The organism is Streptomyces mabaensis (genome assembly GCF_053763515.1).
This window is the reverse complement of sequence record NZ_JBSOPZ010000014.1, coordinates 68,280-84,607: the sequence shown is the minus strand read 5'-3', so window position 1 is coordinate 84,607 and position 16,328 is coordinate 68,280. Positions and strand designations below refer to the sequence as shown.

Here is a 16,328-nt window from a genome sequence, read left to right as displayed (position 1 = left end):
GGCGGCGTGCGGCCTGCCGGTCAGAAGTTGCCGAGGCCACCGCAGACGTTCAGCGCCTGCGAGGTGATGGAGGCGGCCGTGTCCGAGGCGAGGTAGCCGACGAGACCCGCGACCTCCTCCGGGGTGGAGTAGCGGCCGAGCGGGATCTTGGCCTGGAACTTCTCGAGGATCGCCTCCTCGGTGGCGCTGTACGCGGCGGCGTAGCCCTGGCGCACGCGCTGGGCCATCGGCGTCTCGACGTAACCGGGGCAGACCGCGTTGACGGTGATGCCGGTGGGCGCCAGCTCGTTGCCGAGGGCCTTGGTGAAGCCGACGACACCGTGCTTGGACGCCGAGTACGGGGCGCCGAGGACGACGCCCTGCTTGCCGGCGGTGGAGGCGATGTTGATGATCCGGCCGCGGTTCTTGTGGCGCATCCCGCCGGTGGTCAGCACCTCGCGGGTCAGCCGGAAGACGCTGTTGAGGTTGGTGTTGATGACGTCCAGCCACAGCTCGTCATCGATGTCGGCGGTGACACCGCCGCCGCTGCGGCCCGCGTTGTTCACCAGGACGTCGACGCCGGCGCCGAAGCGGTCGACGGCGGCCTGGACGAAGGCGCGCGCGTCGTCGGTGGAACGGACGTCGAGGGTGCTGCCGTCCACGTCGAGGCCCTCGTCCTGGAGCTGCTTGACGGTCGAGGCCACGTTCTCGGCGTCGCGCGCGCCGATGAACACCCGGTGGCCCTGGGTGGCCAGCAGCCGGGCGCTGGCCAGGCCGATTCCGCTGGTGGCGCCGGTGACGAGGGCGACCCGCTGGTCCTGCTGCGACATGTTGTCTCTTCTCCCGTGGGTGGTTGCGAAGGGTGCGGCCGCCGGGCCGGAGCACGCCGGCCCGGCGGCAGTCGGGCGGGTCAGGCCGCCACGGACTCCTGGAGCTGCGCGTTGACGGCGGCTATCAGGCCGCGCGGGGTGGGGTTCTCGCTGAAGACGTCGTCGTCGAGGGCGATGGCGTACTCGCGCTCGATGCGGCCGGCGGTCTCCAGCAGGGCCAGCGACTCGTAGCCCAGCTCCTCGAACTCGGTGTCGAGGATGTCGCCGTCGAGGTCGACGCCCTCGTCGGCGCCGGCTCCTTCGAGGAGGATGCGCTTGAGGTCGTCGAGGCTGAATTCCTTCTGGGACATGTGGATTCCTCCGTGGGTTGCGTGCGTTGCGTGGGTGGATGGGTGGAAACGGCGTGCGGGTGAACGAGAAGCGCCCACCGCCGACCGGGGGAGGATCGGCGGTGGGCGCCGGCCGGTGGGACCGGTGTCCGGTCGGCGTCAGTCGACGGCCTGGACGACGACGGCGGAGTTGAAGCCGCAGTAGCCGCGGGCGAGGACGAGTGCCGCGCGTACCGACGCGGTGCGCGGCTGGTCGGTGACCAGGTCGATGTCGTACTCGGACGACAGGGTCACGTTGGTGGTGGGCGGGATCAGGCCCTCCCGCATCGACAGCACCGCGGAGACGACGTCCACGGGCGCGGCGCCGGAGTACAGCCGGCCGATCATCGTCTTGGGCGCGGTCACCGGCACCCGGCCGGGACCGAACACGGTACGGATCGCCTCGGCCTCCACCCGGTCCAGCTCGGGGGTGCCGGCCGCGTCGGCGAACACCACGTCGATCTCGCCGGGCTCCAGGCCCGCGTCGGCCAGCGCGATCTCGATGGCGCGGCGCAGGCCCGGCTCGCGGCCGCTGTCCGGCTTCGGGTCGAACGTCGATCCGTAACCGGAGATCTCGCCGTAGATGTTCTGCGCGCCACGCGAGCGGGCCGCCTCGGCGTCCTCCAGGATGAGCAGCGCCCCGCCCTCGCCGGGCACATAGCCGCAGGCGTCGGCGTCGAAGGGCAGGTAGGCCCGGTCGGGCTCGTCGCTGGTGCTCAGACGGCCGTTGGCGAGCTGTGCGACCCAGCCCCACGGGCAGATCGAGGCGTCGAACCCGCCCGAGAAGATCAGCTTGCTGCCCTTGCGGATCTGGCGGCGGGCCTGGGCGATGGCGTCGAGTCCGCCGGCCTGGTCGCTGACCACCACGCCGCTCGGTCCGCGCATCCCGTTGCGGATCGAGATCTGGCCGCTGTTGACGGCGTAGAACCAGGCGAAGGACTGGTACGCGCTGACGTACTGGCTGCCCTGGCTCCACAGTTTCTTGAGCTCGTTCTGGCCGAACTCGAAGCCGCCGGAGGTGCTGGCGGTCACCACCCCCATGTCGAACTCGGGGATGTCGCCGGGCCTGACGCCCGCGTCCTCGAAGGCGCAGTCGGCGGCCACCAGCGCGAGCCGGGTCATCCGGTCGGTCTGCGGGATCAGCCGGTTCGGCAGGTGGTCCTCGGCGACGAAGCCCTGGATCTCCCCGGCCAGCCGGGCCGGGTACGAGGACGGGTCGAACCGGGTGATGCGGCCGATGGCGTTCTTGCCGATCCGGGTGGCCGCCCAGAAGTCGTCCACGCCGAGCCCGTTGGGGGTGGCCACGCCGATGCCGGTGACGACGGTCCTGGGTGTGTCGGCGCTCATGCGGCGCTCCTCTCGGGACGGGCCAGCACCATCGCGCTCTGGAACCCGCCGAATCCGCTGCCGACCGTCAGCACCGCGTTCGTGGTGTGCTCACGGGCGGTGAGCGGCACGTAGTCGAGGTCGCACTCGGGGTCGGGGGTGTGCAGGTTCGCGGTGGGCGGCACCACGTTGTTCTCCATGGCCAGCACGGACGCGGCGATCTCGATGGAGCCGATCGCGCCGAGCGAGTGCCCCACCATCGACTTGATGGAGCTGACCGGCGTGCGGTAGGCGTGCTCGCCGAGGCTGAGCTTGAACGCCGCGGTCTCGTGCCGGTCGTTCTGCTTGGTGCCGGAGCCGTGCGCGTTGATGTAGTCGATGGCCTCGGGGTTCATCCGCGCCTCGTCGAGCGCGACCCGGATCGCCTCGGCCATCTCGCGTCCGTCGGGACGCAGTCCGGTCATGTGGAAGGCGTTGCAGCGGGAGGCGTAGCCGGCGATCTCGGCGTAGATGCGGGCGCCGCGCCCGCGCGCGGCCTCCAGCTCCTCCAGGACGAACACGGCGGACCCCTCACCGAGCACGAACCCGTTGCGGGTGCCGTCGAAGGGCCGCGAGGCATGCTCGGGGTCGTCGTTGCGAGGCGTGGTCGCCTTGATCGCGTCGAAGCAGGCCATCGTGATGGGCGAGATCGGCGCGTCGGTGGCACCGGCGATCATCACGTCGGCGGTGCCCTCGCGGATCAGCTCGACGGCGTGGCCGACCGAGTCGAGACCGGAGGTGCAGCCGGTGGAGACCACCGTGTTGGGCCCCTCCGCGCCCACCGCCCAGGCGACCTCGGCGGAGAACGAGCTCGGCACGAAGTGGTTGTACAGATGCTGCGGGGTGTAGGTGTGGTCGACGAGGTCGAGCCGGCCGCAGTCGCTGACCACGCGGTACTCGTCGTCGAGTCCGGTGGTCGCCCCGACCGCGCTGCCGATGGTCACGCCGGTGCGGTGCGGATCGAACCCGGCCAGGTCCAGACCGCTGTCCGCCAGTGCCTCGCGCGCGGTGACCACACCGAACTGCGCGGCGCGGTCCATCCGCCGGATCTCCTGCGGGCTCAGGCCGTGCAGTCCGGCGTCGAAGTCCGCCTCGGCCGCGACCTGCGAACGGAACGAGGAGGGGTCGAAGAAGGTGATGCCCCGGGTCGCGGTGCGGCCCTCGCTGAGCAGACTCCAGAAGTCCTTCGTGCCGATACCGCCCGGCGCGAGCACTCCGATTCCAGTGATTACTACCCGGCGCCCCACTAGAGGTCGCCTCCCCTCAGGTCGGGGGACGGCTTCACGAGGATGCCGTCCAGTTGTAGAAGCGGGTGGCCATCGCGTCCGCCGGTGACCGCCAGGTCGCCGGGTCGTAGGCCTCGATGAAGGGCTTGAGGTCCTCGCTGATCCCGACGAAGCGCGGGTCGGTCTTGGCCTCTTCGATGAGTTCTCCGCCGTTGTCGCCGTCGAAGTCCTGCAGGTGGAAGTACAGGCCGCGGTACGAGAACAGCTGGCGGCGCCGGGTGCCCATGCGGTGCGGCATCTCGGTGGCGTCGAACTCGCCGAACAGCCGGGCCACGTCGATGCTCGCCGCGGCGTCCATACGAGCCACGATCAGGGTGCTGTGCATGTCTCTTCTCTCTTCCTTGGTCGGTCTGCCGGACGACGCGCGGGCCGGCCGGGGGGTGCCGTACCGGGTCAGCCGCCCACCACGGGCCGGTAGAGGCGCAGGAAGTCCCGCACGCCGTCGGCGACGATTTCGTGGGACTCCTCGTCGGTGAGGGGAAGGGCGCCGTGGAACGACCGGTGGGCGACCGGACTGGCCACGAGCAGGATGAAGCGGCCCGCGGCCCGGCCCGCGTCCTCGACGTCGAGCAGGCCTCGCTCGGCGAGCTGGCACAGGTGGTGGGCCAGGACGTGCTGGGCCTGCTGCGGACCGACGTTCCGCCACACCTCGATCACCTGGGCCGGCAGCCGGTCGATCTCCGCGCCGATCTGTCGTACGAGCCGGAAGTGGTCCGGGAAGTCCAGCAGCGGCTGCTGCCAGGCCAGGCCGAAGGCGACGAGGTCCGCCTCCAGGTCGGTGACGTCCGTCAGATGGCGCTCGGCGACCGCGGACAGCGCGCCGGCGACCGCCGCGGCGCTGGCCAGGACCACCGACAGCAGGAGCTGGTCCCGGTCCCGGAAGTGCGTCAGGAGGGTGCTCTCGGAGACGCCGGCCTCGGCCGCGACGGTGCCCAGGCCGGCCCGGGTACATCCGTCGCGGGCGAACACCTTGAGCGCGGCGCGCTCGATGGTCCGGCCCTCCTCCGCGGATCCGGGGCGCGGGGCGGGGGCGGTGTGGGTGGTCATGCGTGTCTCCTGAAGGGGTCGGGCGACAGCGGGGGCACGGCGCGGGCGGGCTGCGCGGGCGAGCTCGGGGGCTACCCGGGCGGGCTACAGGGTGCGTCCGGCGGCGGGGCTGCCGAACCAGCGCTCCAGGGTCATCGGCAGGTCGTGGTGGCTGCCGGGGGCGGCCCAGGCGACGTAACCGTCGGGGCGGATCAGCACGGCGGCCGTGCCGTCCAGCGAGCTGTCCTCGGCGACGCCGTGCGGGGTGGCCGTCACGATGTCGACGCGCCGCGACCAGGCGGCCGCCCGGTCGCGCAGCCGGGCGTTGTCCGCCAGGTCGAGCAGCACACCGCGTCCGGAGTGGAGCAGTTCGGTGCTGCTGGTCTTGCGGGTCTCGCCGACCAGTTCGAGGTGCGGCATGCGCTTGCCGAGCAGCGGGTGGCTGCCGCCGCCCACGTCGTAGGTGATCTCCAGGCCGCTGACCATGCCGGCGAGGTGACGGCTGACGTCCCGGTAGCCGATCAGTTCGTTCAGCACGTCGCGCAGCGGCTGTACTTCGGGGCCGCTGAGGAAGAGCAGGCCCTGCGCCCGGGTGTTCATCAGCAGACGCTTGCCGACCGGGTGCCGCTCACCGTGGTAGGTGTCGAGCAGATCCGCCGGCGCCCAGCCGCCCACGACCGCGGCCAGCTTCCAGCCGAGGTTGACCGCGTCCTGGATGCTGGTGTTCATGCCCTGTCCGCCCGCGGGCAGGTGGATGTGCGCGGAGTCGCCGGCGAGGATGACCCGGCCGCGGCGGTACTCGGTGACCTGCCGCGTGGCGTCGCCGAAGGCGCTGACCCACACCGGTTCGCCGTGCGAGATGTCGTTGCCGGTCAGGCGCTTCCAGGCGGCCGCGACCTCATCGAAGGTGGGGGGCGCGGTCCGCCGCTGGGGCGGGGTGCCGCGCTCGCAGACGATGAGGCGGGTGATGCCGCCGGGCAGCGGGCCGACCATGACCATGCCGCCGGGCAGCGTCTCGCCGATCATGCGGGGTTCGAGGTCGAGCCCCTTCACATCGGCGAGGTACATCTCCAGCGTCGCGGCCGTGCCCGGGAAGTCGAACCCGGCCGCCTTGCGTATGGTGCTGCGGCCGCCGTCGCAGCCCACCAGGTAGCCGGCGCGCAGAGTGTGGACGCCGTCGGGTCCGCGGACCTCGACCTCGACGCCGTCCCCGTCGTCGGTGAAGGACAGCAGTTCGTGGCTGCGCCGGATGTCGGCGCCCAGGTCGGTGATCCACTCCTCCAGCCTGGTCTCGGTGACGGACTGGGGCACGGTCTTGGCCGCCTGCCAGGCGCCCTCCAGTACCCCGAAGTCCACCGGCAGACCGCCGAAGTGGCCCTGGTTGCTCGTTTCGATCTCGCCGAAGCGCGGCAGCAGGCCGCGCTGGTCGAAGACCTCCATCGTGCGCGCGGTGAAGCCCAGTCCGCGGGACTCCCCGGTGCGCTCGGCCAGCCGTTCCAGGACGATGACCTCCACTCCCGCGAGCCGAAGTTCACCGGCGAGCATCAGCCCGGCCGGACCGGCGCCCGCGATGATCACCGCAGCGTCCATGTGCCTCTCCTTGGGTGTGATCGGAATAAACGCCAAAAGAAAATGTCTTGGCTGCCGCATTGACGACTGAGGCGTCGTGAGAACCGGAAATCAACACAGTTCAGCGGAGGCTATGAATGAGCTTCTTCGCTTTCACCGCACGGGTCAACCCGCATGGATTCAGATCTCTGTCAGGTTGCGTCAGGCGGTTTGCAGAACAACAGATCGGCCCTACGGGAGTGTCAGAGAAGTGCAAGACCAGCCAATTTCAGCGCACTTACGACCATCTTTGTGACTTGTGACACCACATTCGGCCGCCCGGCCGGAGTGCGGAGCCACGGCGCCGGCGGCCGTGAGTCGCGGGCCGCACGCCGCGCGAGAATTCCCGTACAGGTTCCCCATGCCGCGCAGAAATCGACTACACGGAACGCACAAATAGCCGCCTGTCCCTTGCCCGTCGGCGAATGCCGGAAATAGCTTTGCCGCGTCCGACGACATGGGGGGATCGAAGTGAGTCAGACATTCAGAACGGCAACGGTGCTCGCGGTGTGCGAGGGGGCGGGCTGTCGCAGGCAGGAAGCGGCGGGCCGGGCCCGCCGCTGCGCCGAGGCGGGGTCCCGGCTGTGCTTCAGCTGCGCGGACCGCCTCGCCCTCGACCTCCGGGGACTGCCCCGGCAGTACGAGGAGTGCGGTCTGCGGCTCGGCGGTTCCGACCAGCCTCGTGAGCGGACCTCGGGCGGCCCGCTGCCCGGCATGCCCTTCAACACAGCGGCCGCGGAGACCCGTTCGGCGATCCTGGGCGTGCTCAGGTCGTGGGCGGCTGTGATCGTCGAGCAGCGGCGCGTCGCCGCGCCGCCCGAGGGGACGGTCTCCCGGCTCGCCCTGTTCCTGGTACGGCACGCCGAGTGGCTCGGTACGCACGAGGCCGCGGCTGACGTCTCCGAGGAGGTGGCCCGGCTGGTCCGCCGGGCCCGCCGGGTGATCGACCCGGACCCGCTGCGCCGGGTGCCGATCGGCGAATGTGTGGAGCCGGACTGCGGTGGCGCTCTGACGGCCACGGTGAAGTCCCGGCAGCCGCAGGTACCCGCCGAGATCACCTGCGAAGCGGACCCGGCCCACCGCTGGCTGGGCCACGAGTGGCTGCAGTTGAGCCGCCGGCTGGCGAGGGTCCGCCGTACCGCGCCCGGTTCCGGCGCGGAGGAGAGCGCGGCGCCGGGCACCAAGGCGGGCGCGGACACCGCGGACGACTCGGTGCGCTGGGTGGGCGCCGCGGAGATCGCCCGGCTGTGGGGCATCGCCCCCGGCAGCGTCTACCGGCACGCCAGTGAGCAGCGGTGGCGCCGCCGCACCCGGGCGGGCCGCACCCAGTACCACGACGAGGACGTCCGCCGGACGCTCCACGGACGCGCCACACGCGCGCACCGGGCGTAACAGCACCGGGTGTGACAGACACCCGCCACAGCATGTGGGGAAGCAGTGCCGGTCCGCCTCCCGCGAAGCCGCGGGAGGCGGACCGGCTCGACGGCCGCCGGCACGGCCGGGACGGGGTTCAGTCCTTGATTTCGCAGATGGGGGCGCCGGAGGTGATGGAGGCGCCGACTTCGGCGGTGAGGCCCTTGATGGTGCCGGAGCGGTGGGCGTTGAGGGGTTGTTCCATCTTCATGGCTTCGAGGACGACGACGAGGTCGCCCTCGTTGACCTGCTGGCCTTCCTCGACGGCGATCTTGACGATGGTGCCCTGCATGGGGGAGGCGAGGGTGTCGCCGGAGGCGGCCGAGGCGGACTTCTTCGCCGCCCGGCGCTTGGGCTTGGCGCCGGCGGCCAGGCCGGTACGGGCCAGCGACATGCCCAGCGAGGAGGGCAGGGAGACTTCCAGCCGTTTGCCGCCGACCTCGACGACGACAGTCTCGCGGCCCGGCTCCTCGTCCGTGTCGGTGTCGACGGCCGCGGTGAAGGCGGGGATGTCGTTGACGAACTCGGTCTCGATCCACCGGGTGTGCACGGTGAACGGGCCCTTGGCCGGGGCGAACGCGGGGTCGGCGACCACCGCGCGGTGGAAGGGGATGGCGGTGGCCATGCCCTCCACATTGAACTCGGCCAGCGCACGGGCCGCACGCTGCAGGGCCTGCTCACGGGTCGCGCCGGTGATGATCAGCTTGGCGAGCAGGGAGTCCCAGGCCGGGCCGATGACCGAGCCGGACTCCACGCCGGCGTCGAGGCGGACGCCGGGGCCGGACGGCGGAGCGAAGTGGGTGACGGTGCCGGGGGCGGGCAGGAAGTTACGGCCCGGGTCTTCGCCGTTGATGCGGAACTCGAAGGAGTGGCCGCGCAGTTCGGGGTCGCCGTAACCGAGGGCCTCGCCGTCGGCGATGCGGAACATTTCGCGGACCAGGTCGATGCCGGTGACCTCTTCGGTGACCGGGTGCTCGACCTGGAGGCGGGTGTTGACCTCCAGGAAGGAGATCGTGCCGTCGGTGCCGACCAGGAACTCCACCGTGCCGGCGCCGATGTAGCCGGCTTCCTTCAGGATGGCCTTGGACGCCGCGTACAGCTGGGCGTTCTGCGCCTCGGAGAGGAACGGCGCGGGGGCTTCCTCGACCAGTTTCTGGTGGCGGCGCTGCAGGGAGCAGTCGCGGGTGGAGACGACGACCACGTTGCCGTGGGAGTCGGCCAGGCACTGGGTTTCGACGTGGCGGGGCTTGTCGAGGTAGCGCTCGACGAAGCATTCGCCGCGGCCGAAGGCGGCGACGGCCTCGCGGACGGCGGAGTCGTACAGCTCCGGGACTTCTTCGAGGGTGCGGGCGACCTTCAGGCCGCGGCCGCCGCCGCCGAAGGCGGCCTTGATCGCGATCGGCAGGCCGTGCTCCTTGGCGAAGGCGACGACCTCCTCGGCCCCGGAGACGGGGTCGGGGGTGCCGGCGACCAGGGGTGCGCCGGCGCGCTGGGCGATGTGACGGGCCGCCACCTTGTCGCCGAGATCGCGGATGGCTTGCGGGGGCGGGCCGATCCAGGTCAGACCCGCGTCGAGAACCGCCTGAGCGAAGTCGGCGTTCTCGGAGAGGAATCCGTAGCCGGGATGGATGGCGTCCGCACCCGAGTCCTTCGCGGCCTGCAACACCTTGGCCATGTCCAGATAACTGGCGGCCGGGGTGTCACCGCCCAGCGCGAACGCCTCGTCGGCCGCGCGGACGTGCAGAGCGTCCCGGTCCGGATCGGCGTAGACGGCTACGCTCGCGATCCCAGCGTCCCGGCAGGCCCGGGCAACGCGGACAGCGATTTCGCCTCGGTTGGCGATGAGCACCTTGCGCACGATGGCTCATTTCTCCTGGCTCGTTGGGTCGTCTGGGGTCGTCTGGAGTCGTCACGCGTGACCGAGGCGGAATCCGACACCTCGGACGGTGATGATCCAGCTGCTCGATCCGAGTTTCCCGCGCAGGCTGCTGACGTGGGTGTCGATGGTGCGGCCCGGCCGCGACCACGAGTCGTCCCAGACCTGGGTCATGAGCTGCTTGCGCGAGATGACGTTCTCGGGCTGGGAGGCGAGCAGATACAGCAGGTCGAACTCCTTGCGGGTCACCTCGACCGGACGATCGTGCAGGCGGACTTCGCGGGTGCGCGCGTCGATCACCAGCGGGCCGCTCGTGATGACCTGCATGGCCGGCGGCTGGGGACGCGCCCGGCGCATGACGGCCTCGATGCGGGCCATCAACTCGCGGAATCCGTACGGCTTGACCATGTAGTCGTCCGCCCCCGCCTGCAGCCCGAGAACCCGGTCGAGTTCGGTGTCGCGGGCGGTGACGGCGATGACGGGGGTGTCGCAGTCGGCCCTGATGCCCCGGCAGACCTCAAGTCCGTCCAGGTCGGGAAGGTCCAGGTCGAGCAGCAGGAGGTCGGCATCGCGGTGTGCCTGGAGTGCCTTGGCGCCCGTGTCGACGCTGTCGGCCCCGTATCCGTGCCGACGCAGGCCCAGGACCAGGAACTCGGCGGCGCGCGGCTCGTTCTCCACCACGAGCACGCGCAGCGCGGTCCGCGCGTCTCCCGGGCCCGGGACGGGAGGTGGTGGGGGGACGGGGACGCGGGCGGTCACCTGTCGCGGTATGCGGGCTTCGAGAAGGTTGGCACTGGGCTGCTTCATCTACTGCTCCTGCACTTCACGCGACCGAGGGGCCGCGAGCCTCCGTTTGGAAGCAGATTACAAACCGCTGCGCCGGTTTGTCAAAGAGGCGAACATCGCACAGCCCCTCCCGGTCACCACGCCGATGGTGAGTCAACTTGCCCGTAAATATGGGGAGTTACTGTCATTCAAGGTACCTCGACCCGGGGCCTCCCGATCGCGACATGGGCTTAACCGGAAGGCAATGCCCCGGTTTTTTGCTCCATAAGGGTTCACCCACTAGAAATAAAACCAGGAAGTTGGTTTGATATCACCCATGATGCAGTCCCACCTCCCTGGTCAGGGGCCTCCGGCTCCTGCGGCCTCCCGCGCAGGCCGAGTCCTCCGCTCCCGCCCCGAGGGGAGGCTCCGTTGACCAAGCAGGAACGCGCCACCCGTACGCGCCAAGCGCTGATCCACTCCGCGGCGGCCGTCTTCGAGCAGCACGGGTACGTCCAGGCGCGCCTGGCACTGATCAGTTCCGGCGCGGGGGTCAGCACGGGTGCGCTGCACTTCCACTTCGAGAACAAGGCCGCGGTCGCCTCGGCCGTGGCGGCGGAGGCGTCGCGCGGCCTGCGCGCCGCGTCCCGCGGTATCCGCCGGAGGAAGACCACCGCCCTGCAGGCCCTCACCGACACCTCGCACGCCCTCGCGGATCTGCTGCGCCACGACGCGGTGACCCGGGCCGGGTTCCGGCTCAGCTGTGACGGCGACCGGATCACCGACCCGGACCTGCGCGAGCAGTGGCAGAGCTGCGTGCAGGAACTGCTGGACGAGGCCGCCGACGAGGGGGCCCTCGCGGAAGGTGTCTCCCGCCAGGACATGGCCGCCGCGATCGTGGCGGCGACGACCGGGTTCGAGGTGCTCGGGCGCCGCGACCCGGCGTGGCTGTCCCCGTACTCACTGACCGGCTTCTGGCAGCTGATGCTGCCCCGCCTGGCCGTCCCGGAGGCGCTCCCCCTCCTGAACCCGGCCGGCGCCGACACGTGGACGGCCCCGGGCCTGGCTGATGCGGAGCCCGCGAGCCGAATCTAGACTGGCGAAGGCACGAAAAGTCCTGTTGAGGGAGGTATGCACCATGGCCAAGCGAGGCAACAAGCGCCGCGCCCGCAAGAAGAAGAAGGCCAACCACGGCAAGCGCCCCAACGCCTGATCAGCCGGGGCCCGCCCGAGGAATCGGTGGCGGCTCAGCCCCGCCGCCGACGCGGCGGCAGCCGTCGGCAAGGGCTGCCCAAGCCCGTCGCCGCCCGCCGCGGCACCTCGCACGGCTCCGGGCCGGGTGCCGGCGGCGGGGCCGCCCACGGATCCGCCGGGACCAGGAAGCGTTCCCCAAGCTCACATGACCGGGGACGCCTGCCTGCCCGCCCGCCACTCCGGCGCAAGCACCGACCAGATCTCCTCGTCGTGCCGCTCGCCCCGGTACAGGTAGCTCTCCCGCAGCACGCCGTCCCTCGTCATCCCGAGCCGCCGGGCCACGGCGATGCTGGGCTCATTCGCCGCAGAGACCCACCACTCCACGCGGTGGATGCCCCGCTCCTCGACCGCCCAGTCGATGATCACGCGCGCGGCCCGGGTCACCAGCCCCCTGCCGACCGCCGACGGCTCCAGCCAGCAGCCCGCCTCGGCGGTGCCCTGTCCGACGTCCATCCTCCGGAAGATGACCGCGCCGACCAGCTTGCCGTCCGTCCGGATCCCGCAGATCCGCCCGGCGTCGGCCGCGGCCTTGTCCGCGTACGCCTGGAGGAACGCCCGGCTCGACTCCAGGTCCGTGACGACGTCGGGCAGCCCGTTGTGCTGCCCGATGAACTCCCGGCCCCGGTCCACGTGGGCCAGGAACTCCTCGGCCTGCCACGGCTCGAGCGGGCACAGCTCGGCACCGTCGTCGCCCAGGGATATCGCGTACATCGTCACCTTCCAGGAGGGGAACGCTGTCGCCGTTGCTGAACACTCTGCTGGCCAAGCGGGCCTTGGCCGCCGACCCGACAACGACGGTGGCACCCGCCGTACTTGCCGCGCCGGTTGGGGTGCAGGGATCGCCGCAGCACCAGCCGGTGCGTGCAGCTACAGTACGGGCATCGAGGCCAAGAACGAGCGGCTGACCGCCGGCGGTATGCCGGAGGAGTTCTCCAACTGCCCTTACGCCGGCCGTTCGTCTGTCACCGCGTCCCGGGAGCGGCCACCTGGAACCCTGGATGGCCGCCGATGCCCGCCATCAATGAGGAGGCCGCCCCATGGAACCCGTCACGCTGATCACTGGTGGTTCGACCGGAATCGGTGCCGCCACCGCCCGCGCCCTGATCAAGCAGGGCCACCGCGTGGCCGTCACCGGTCGCGACGCCGATCGACTGGCTGCCTTCGCTGATTCCGCCGGAGCGGGGGAGCGGCTGCTGACGCTCACCGGTGACACCAGCGACGAGAGCCATATCGCCTCCGCTGTGCGTCATATCGTGGGCTCGTGGGGCCGTTTGGACACTGTTATCGCCAACGCCGGGTTCTCCCTGCCCGGCACCCTGGAGGACCACGACCCCGAGGCGATGCGTGCCATGGTCCTCACCAACGTCCTCGGCCCGGCTCTGCTGGTGCGGGAGACACTGCCCCACCTCAGGGAGTCCAAGGGCCGGATCGTGATCGTCGGTTCGGTCGCCGGCGTCAGGAACACGCCCGGCAACCTGTACTCGGTCACCAAGTGGGCCGCGCACGCCCTGGCCGAGAACACCCGGCTCCTGGTCTCCAAGGACGGAGTCGGCGTCACCCTCGTCGCCCCCGGGATCGTGGACACCCCGTTCTGGGACAAGCGCGGCGGATGCCCCGAGGCGGCACCGGCGATGAGCGCCGAGCAGATCGCAGAGGTGATCCTCTTCGCCATCAACCAGCCCGAAGGCGTGGACATCAACCACCTCACCATGCGGCCGGTCGGCCAGATCAACTGACCTCGCGCTGTCATGTGCCGGGCGACGGGACACTCGGTCTCGTCGCCCGTCCACTGGCTGAGTTGGGTCACAGCACGAAAGCCGTACCGTTCCTGCCCAACAGGTAGCCCATCTGCAACCGGTTACGTGCGCCCAGTTCTTGCTTCATGGACGCGATGTGCGTCTGCACCGACCGCTCGCTGATACCGAGGCGCCGAGCTATCTGCTTGTCCGAGTAGCCTTCGACCAGCAGGCGCTTGATCGACTCGCGGATTGCGGGCATGACCTCGTCTGCTGCCTTCGCCGCGTGGTGCGGGACGAAGGGGAAGGGCTGCGCCCGGTCCCACGACCTGTTGAACGTGTCGCGGAGGAACCTCACGACGGCCGGCTCCCTCACCGCGGCCGCGGAAGTGCGGTCCTCGTTCGTGGCGATGAATGCGACGTCGTCCACGATGACGAGGCGGTCGAAGAACTCGTCGAGTGTACGAACTGACGCCCCATGCTTCGTCACCTCGCGCACGTATTCCTTGGTCGCCTCATCGAAACGCGTGCTGTGCTGATACAGCGTCCGCATGGCGACACCTGCGGATATGTGACGCCGCACGCTTTCCAGGGCTTCCTTCAGGACTCCGCTCGGGCGGGAACCGTCCGGCTGTGCCGTGAGAATTTCCCGCATAGCTCCCGAGAGAGCTTCGCTGATTGCCTGAGTGATATTGGGTAGGCCGTGGATGTAGCGGATGTCTGAGCGCCGGCCGTCGGCTGCCGGCAACGCACCGCTCAGCCGGCTGACGTGTTCATCCGTGAGACGGCTCAGGTTTGCCAGGTGTTCGGCCATTCCGCGGAGGAACTTTTCCGGCTCCGTCGAGCTGCTCGCCGGGGCGACGAGCTGGTGGTGACTATGGGAGTTTTCATCGTCTTCCGAGTCGTTTGTGGCCTTCACTTGTCCCCCTGTTGTGCCCGTTTTGCTTGGTTATGGACCATGCGGCTTTCGGTACTGCGGAAACCCGAACCATCTTAGAGCTTTGCCTGCCGGGGGCGGCCACGAGACATTGGAGGTGAGATCTCTGGGGGGAGAGATCTGGTCCAGCCTCCCTTCCAGTTGCACCGAAAACTGTAAGAGGAGCTTGGTTTTCATGCTGAAGAATCTGTCAGTGTTCACCCGCGCCGCCCGTGCCGCGTTCCGCGGCAACGTCACCGGCGCCGTCGTCGCGGTAACCCTCGGGCTCGGCTTGTGGTCGGTGGCCATGGTCGGAGCGCCGGCGGTGGTGAGCACCGGCTCGAGTGCGCTGTATGCCGGCGACGTCGGCTGGAATGTGGCAAAGCCCGGCGTCGCTTCCTGACCGCGCATGACATAGCGAGAGTGACCGTGACTGTCTGACCAGTCACCTTGACGAGCAGCAATCACCACAGCCGAACCGACGTCATCTCGTCCGTCAGCTTCTATGGATTGCCGAAGGCATGCGCGACATTTCGCGGCCTGTTGTCATTCACTCGTGCCCATGAACGATGGTGAATCTCGCCGTGCTGGGACCTGGTCGCGAGTTCTCTCCATGCGAACCATCGCCGAGCTCAGAGCTAGATTTCGAGGAACTTCTGTGTCTTATCGTGTCCTGGTGGTGCAGCCGGCGTTCTCCGCGAACGCCTATGTCGCTCATGCCCATTCCCTCGGCTGGGATGTCTTGGTGGCCTCCCTCGAAAGCGAAGGCCGCAGAGTCGCCGACGCCGTGCGATCTCTCGCCACGGAGATCATCACGGTGGACACCAATGACAGCGCTGCCCTGGAGGCTGCTGTCGTTCAAGCTCACCAGCGGAACGCCATCCATGCCGTTGTCGCCGGCGGCGAATACTATGTGCCGGCCGCCGCACAGTTGTCCGCCCGGCTCGGTCTGCCCGGTCTGAACCCCGCTGCCGTCGACCAGGTACGGCACAAGGCGAGAATGCGCGAGGCGGTGGCCGCGGCCGGCCTGGAGGTACCGAAGTTCACCGTGGTCCGCGATCTGACGGACATCGAAGAAGCGTGTACGTACGTGGGCTTCCCCGCCGTCATCAAGCCGGTCGATTCCGGCGGCAGCGTCCACGTGTCGCGTGTTGACACCCCGGAAGAGGTACACGCGGCGGTGGCCGCGATGCACGCCGAAGAAGGGCTGGAGTTCGACCGGGCACTGACCACCGACGCGATCCTCGAGCAGTACGTGCCCGGTACGGAGTACAGCGCCGACGGTTATGTGCGCGACGGCGAAGTGGTCGTCGTGGCAGTGACGCGAAAGCTGCTCGGCCCCGAGCCGCGATTCCTGGAGCTCGGGCACCTCACGCCGGCCCCGCTCGACGAACCCACCCGTCATGAGCTGGCATCGTACGCTTCGGGCGTCGTCAGGGCAGTGGGGATCACGACAGGGCCGTTCCACTGCGAGCTGCGTCTCAGCGATGGCCGTCCGGTCCTCATGGAGGTGGCTGCGCGCCTGCCCGGTGACAAGATCACCGACCTCATGGAAATGGCCACCGGCCTGGTGCTGCCGGGAAGGGTCCTCGCGGACATCACCGCCGCTGACCCGGCGAGTGCGGGGGCATACCGGGAACCTGTCGCCAAGGCGGCCGGGATTCGCTTTCTGACAGCGGGCGGAGCGGGTTCGTACGCGCGGCTCGACGGCTGGGAGGAACTGACGGCCGAGCCGTGGGTGGTGGCGAGCCCGGTCCTCGTACAACCGGGCGCCGGAATCAAGACGGATGAAGCGGACTACAGCTGCCGGATCGCCGCCGTCGTCTTCACCGCGGATTCCCCTGAAGAGGCCCACGAACGCTGGTCCGAGATCGGTGACCGCGTGCGCGTGCTCCGCGCCTGAAAT

Annotated in this window: 17 protein-coding genes; 6 read left to right on the top strand and 11 right to left on the bottom strand. The window is 69.8% G+C overall.

Going from position 1 to position 16,328, the window contains the following annotated elements; translation table 11 throughout:
- Nucleotides 1-20: 20 nt before the first annotated feature.
- From fabG to ACWV17_RS14980, 7 genes are all read right to left on the bottom strand, one after another.
- Nucleotides 21-809, bottom strand: a complete 789-nt coding sequence (fabG, locus tag ACWV17_RS15010; RefSeq protein ID WP_455360089.1) for a 3-oxoacyl-ACP reductase FabG — start codon at nucleotides 807-809, stop codon at nucleotides 21-23.
- An 80-nt stretch (nucleotides 810-889) separates the two neighbouring features.
- Nucleotides 890-1,159, bottom strand: a complete 270-nt coding sequence (locus tag ACWV17_RS15005; RefSeq protein WP_455354459.1) for an acyl carrier protein — start codon at nucleotides 1,157-1,159, stop codon at nucleotides 890-892.
- 138 nt (nucleotides 1,160-1,297) lie between these two features.
- Nucleotides 1,298-2,524: a ketosynthase chain-length factor gene (locus ACWV17_RS15000; protein WP_455360088.1), complete on the bottom strand. Its 1,227-nt coding sequence runs from the start codon at nucleotides 2,522-2,524 to the stop codon at nucleotides 1,298-1,300.
- Entirely contained in the window at nucleotides 2,521-3,789 is a 1,269-nt protein-coding gene (locus tag ACWV17_RS14995) for a beta-ketoacyl-[acyl-carrier-protein] synthase family protein (RefSeq protein ID WP_455360087.1), read from the bottom strand. The genes ACWV17_RS15000 and ACWV17_RS14995 overlap by 4 nt, the downstream gene beginning before the upstream one ends.
- A 34-nt stretch (nucleotides 3,790-3,823) precedes the next feature.
- The gene (locus ACWV17_RS14990) at nucleotides 3,824-4,153 is read right to left on the bottom strand and encodes a TcmI family type II polyketide cyclase (protein ID WP_455354456.1); all 330 of its coding nucleotides are present in this window, start codon (nucleotides 4,151-4,153) and stop codon (nucleotides 3,824-3,826) included.
- 68 nt (nucleotides 4,154-4,221) lie between these two features.
- Nucleotides 4,222-4,875, bottom strand: a complete 654-nt coding sequence (locus tag ACWV17_RS14985) for a TetR/AcrR family transcriptional regulator C-terminal domain-containing protein (RefSeq protein ID WP_455360086.1) — start codon at nucleotides 4,873-4,875, stop codon at nucleotides 4,222-4,224.
- A gap of 84 nt (nucleotides 4,876-4,959) precedes the next feature.
- Nucleotides 4,960-6,444: an FAD-dependent monooxygenase gene (locus tag ACWV17_RS14980; protein ID WP_455360085.1), complete on the bottom strand. Its 1,485-nt coding sequence runs from the start codon at nucleotides 6,442-6,444 to the stop codon at nucleotides 4,960-4,962.
- A 489-nt stretch (nucleotides 6,445-6,933) separates the two neighbouring features.
- Between ACWV17_RS14980 and ACWV17_RS14975 the strand changes: the two genes are divergently transcribed.
- On the top strand, nucleotides 6,934-7,854 hold the full coding sequence (locus ACWV17_RS14975) for a hypothetical protein (protein ID WP_455360084.1): 921 nt from the start codon (nucleotides 6,934-6,936) through the stop codon (nucleotides 7,852-7,854).
- A 118-nt stretch (nucleotides 7,855-7,972) separates the two neighbouring features.
- Here the strand turns inward: ACWV17_RS14975 and ACWV17_RS14970 are convergent, their stop codons facing one another.
- Nucleotides 7,973-9,733 carry an acetyl/propionyl/methylcrotonyl-CoA carboxylase subunit alpha gene (locus ACWV17_RS14970; protein ID WP_455360083.1) on the bottom strand — a complete coding sequence of 587 codons (1,761 nt, stop codon included), beginning with the start codon at nucleotides 9,731-9,733 and terminating at the stop codon, nucleotides 7,973-7,975.
- Between the two features lie 51 nt (nucleotides 9,734-9,784).
- A complete protein-coding gene (locus ACWV17_RS14965) occupies nucleotides 9,785-10,558 on the bottom strand; it encodes a response regulator transcription factor (RefSeq protein WP_455354451.1) in 774 nt (257 codons plus the stop codon).
- 390 nt (nucleotides 10,559-10,948) lie between these two features.
- Here ACWV17_RS14965 and ACWV17_RS14960 point away from each other — a divergent pair, with 390 nt between their 5' ends.
- Complete coding sequence (locus ACWV17_RS14960) at nucleotides 10,949-11,611, top strand: ScbR family autoregulator-binding transcription factor (RefSeq protein WP_455360082.1); 663 nt, start codon at nucleotides 10,949-10,951, stop codon at nucleotides 11,609-11,611.
- A gap of 43 nt (nucleotides 11,612-11,654) precedes the next feature.
- Entirely contained in the window at nucleotides 11,655-11,729 is a 75-nt protein-coding gene (locus ACWV17_RS14955) for a 50S ribosomal protein bL37 (protein ID WP_100661309.1), read from the top strand.
- A gap of 182 nt (nucleotides 11,730-11,911) precedes the next feature.
- Here ACWV17_RS14955 and ACWV17_RS14950 read toward each other — a convergent pair whose 3' ends face one another.
- The gene (locus tag ACWV17_RS14950; protein WP_455360081.1) at nucleotides 11,912-12,481 is read right to left on the bottom strand and encodes a GNAT family N-acetyltransferase; all 570 of its coding nucleotides are present in this window, start codon (nucleotides 12,479-12,481) and stop codon (nucleotides 11,912-11,914) included.
- A 326-nt stretch (nucleotides 12,482-12,807) separates the two neighbouring features.
- On the opposite strand from ACWV17_RS14950, the gene ACWV17_RS14945 reads away from it, so the two are divergent.
- Nucleotides 12,808-13,506, top strand: a complete 699-nt coding sequence (locus ACWV17_RS14945) for an SDR family oxidoreductase (protein ID WP_455360080.1) — start codon at nucleotides 12,808-12,810, stop codon at nucleotides 13,504-13,506.
- Between the two features lie 67 nt (nucleotides 13,507-13,573).
- Here the strand turns inward: ACWV17_RS14945 and ACWV17_RS14940 are convergent, their stop codons facing one another.
- A complete protein-coding gene (locus ACWV17_RS14940) occupies nucleotides 13,574-14,425 on the bottom strand; it encodes a LuxR C-terminal-related transcriptional regulator (protein WP_455360079.1) in 852 nt (283 codons plus the stop codon).
- A 193-nt stretch (nucleotides 14,426-14,618) separates the two neighbouring features.
- Here ACWV17_RS14940 and ACWV17_RS14935 point away from each other — a divergent pair, with 193 nt between their 5' ends.
- Both ACWV17_RS14935 and ACWV17_RS14930 read left to right on the top strand, forming a co-directional pair.
- Nucleotides 14,619-14,825 carry a hypothetical protein gene (locus tag ACWV17_RS14935; protein WP_455354445.1) on the top strand — a complete coding sequence of 69 codons (207 nt, stop codon included), beginning with the start codon at nucleotides 14,619-14,621 and terminating at the stop codon, nucleotides 14,823-14,825.
- Nucleotides 14,826-15,080: 255 nt separating this feature from the next.
- Complete coding sequence (locus tag ACWV17_RS14930) at nucleotides 15,081-16,325, top strand: ATP-grasp domain-containing protein (protein ID WP_455360078.1); 1,245 nt, start codon at nucleotides 15,081-15,083, stop codon at nucleotides 16,323-16,325.
- Nucleotides 16,326-16,328: the final 3 nt, after the last annotated feature.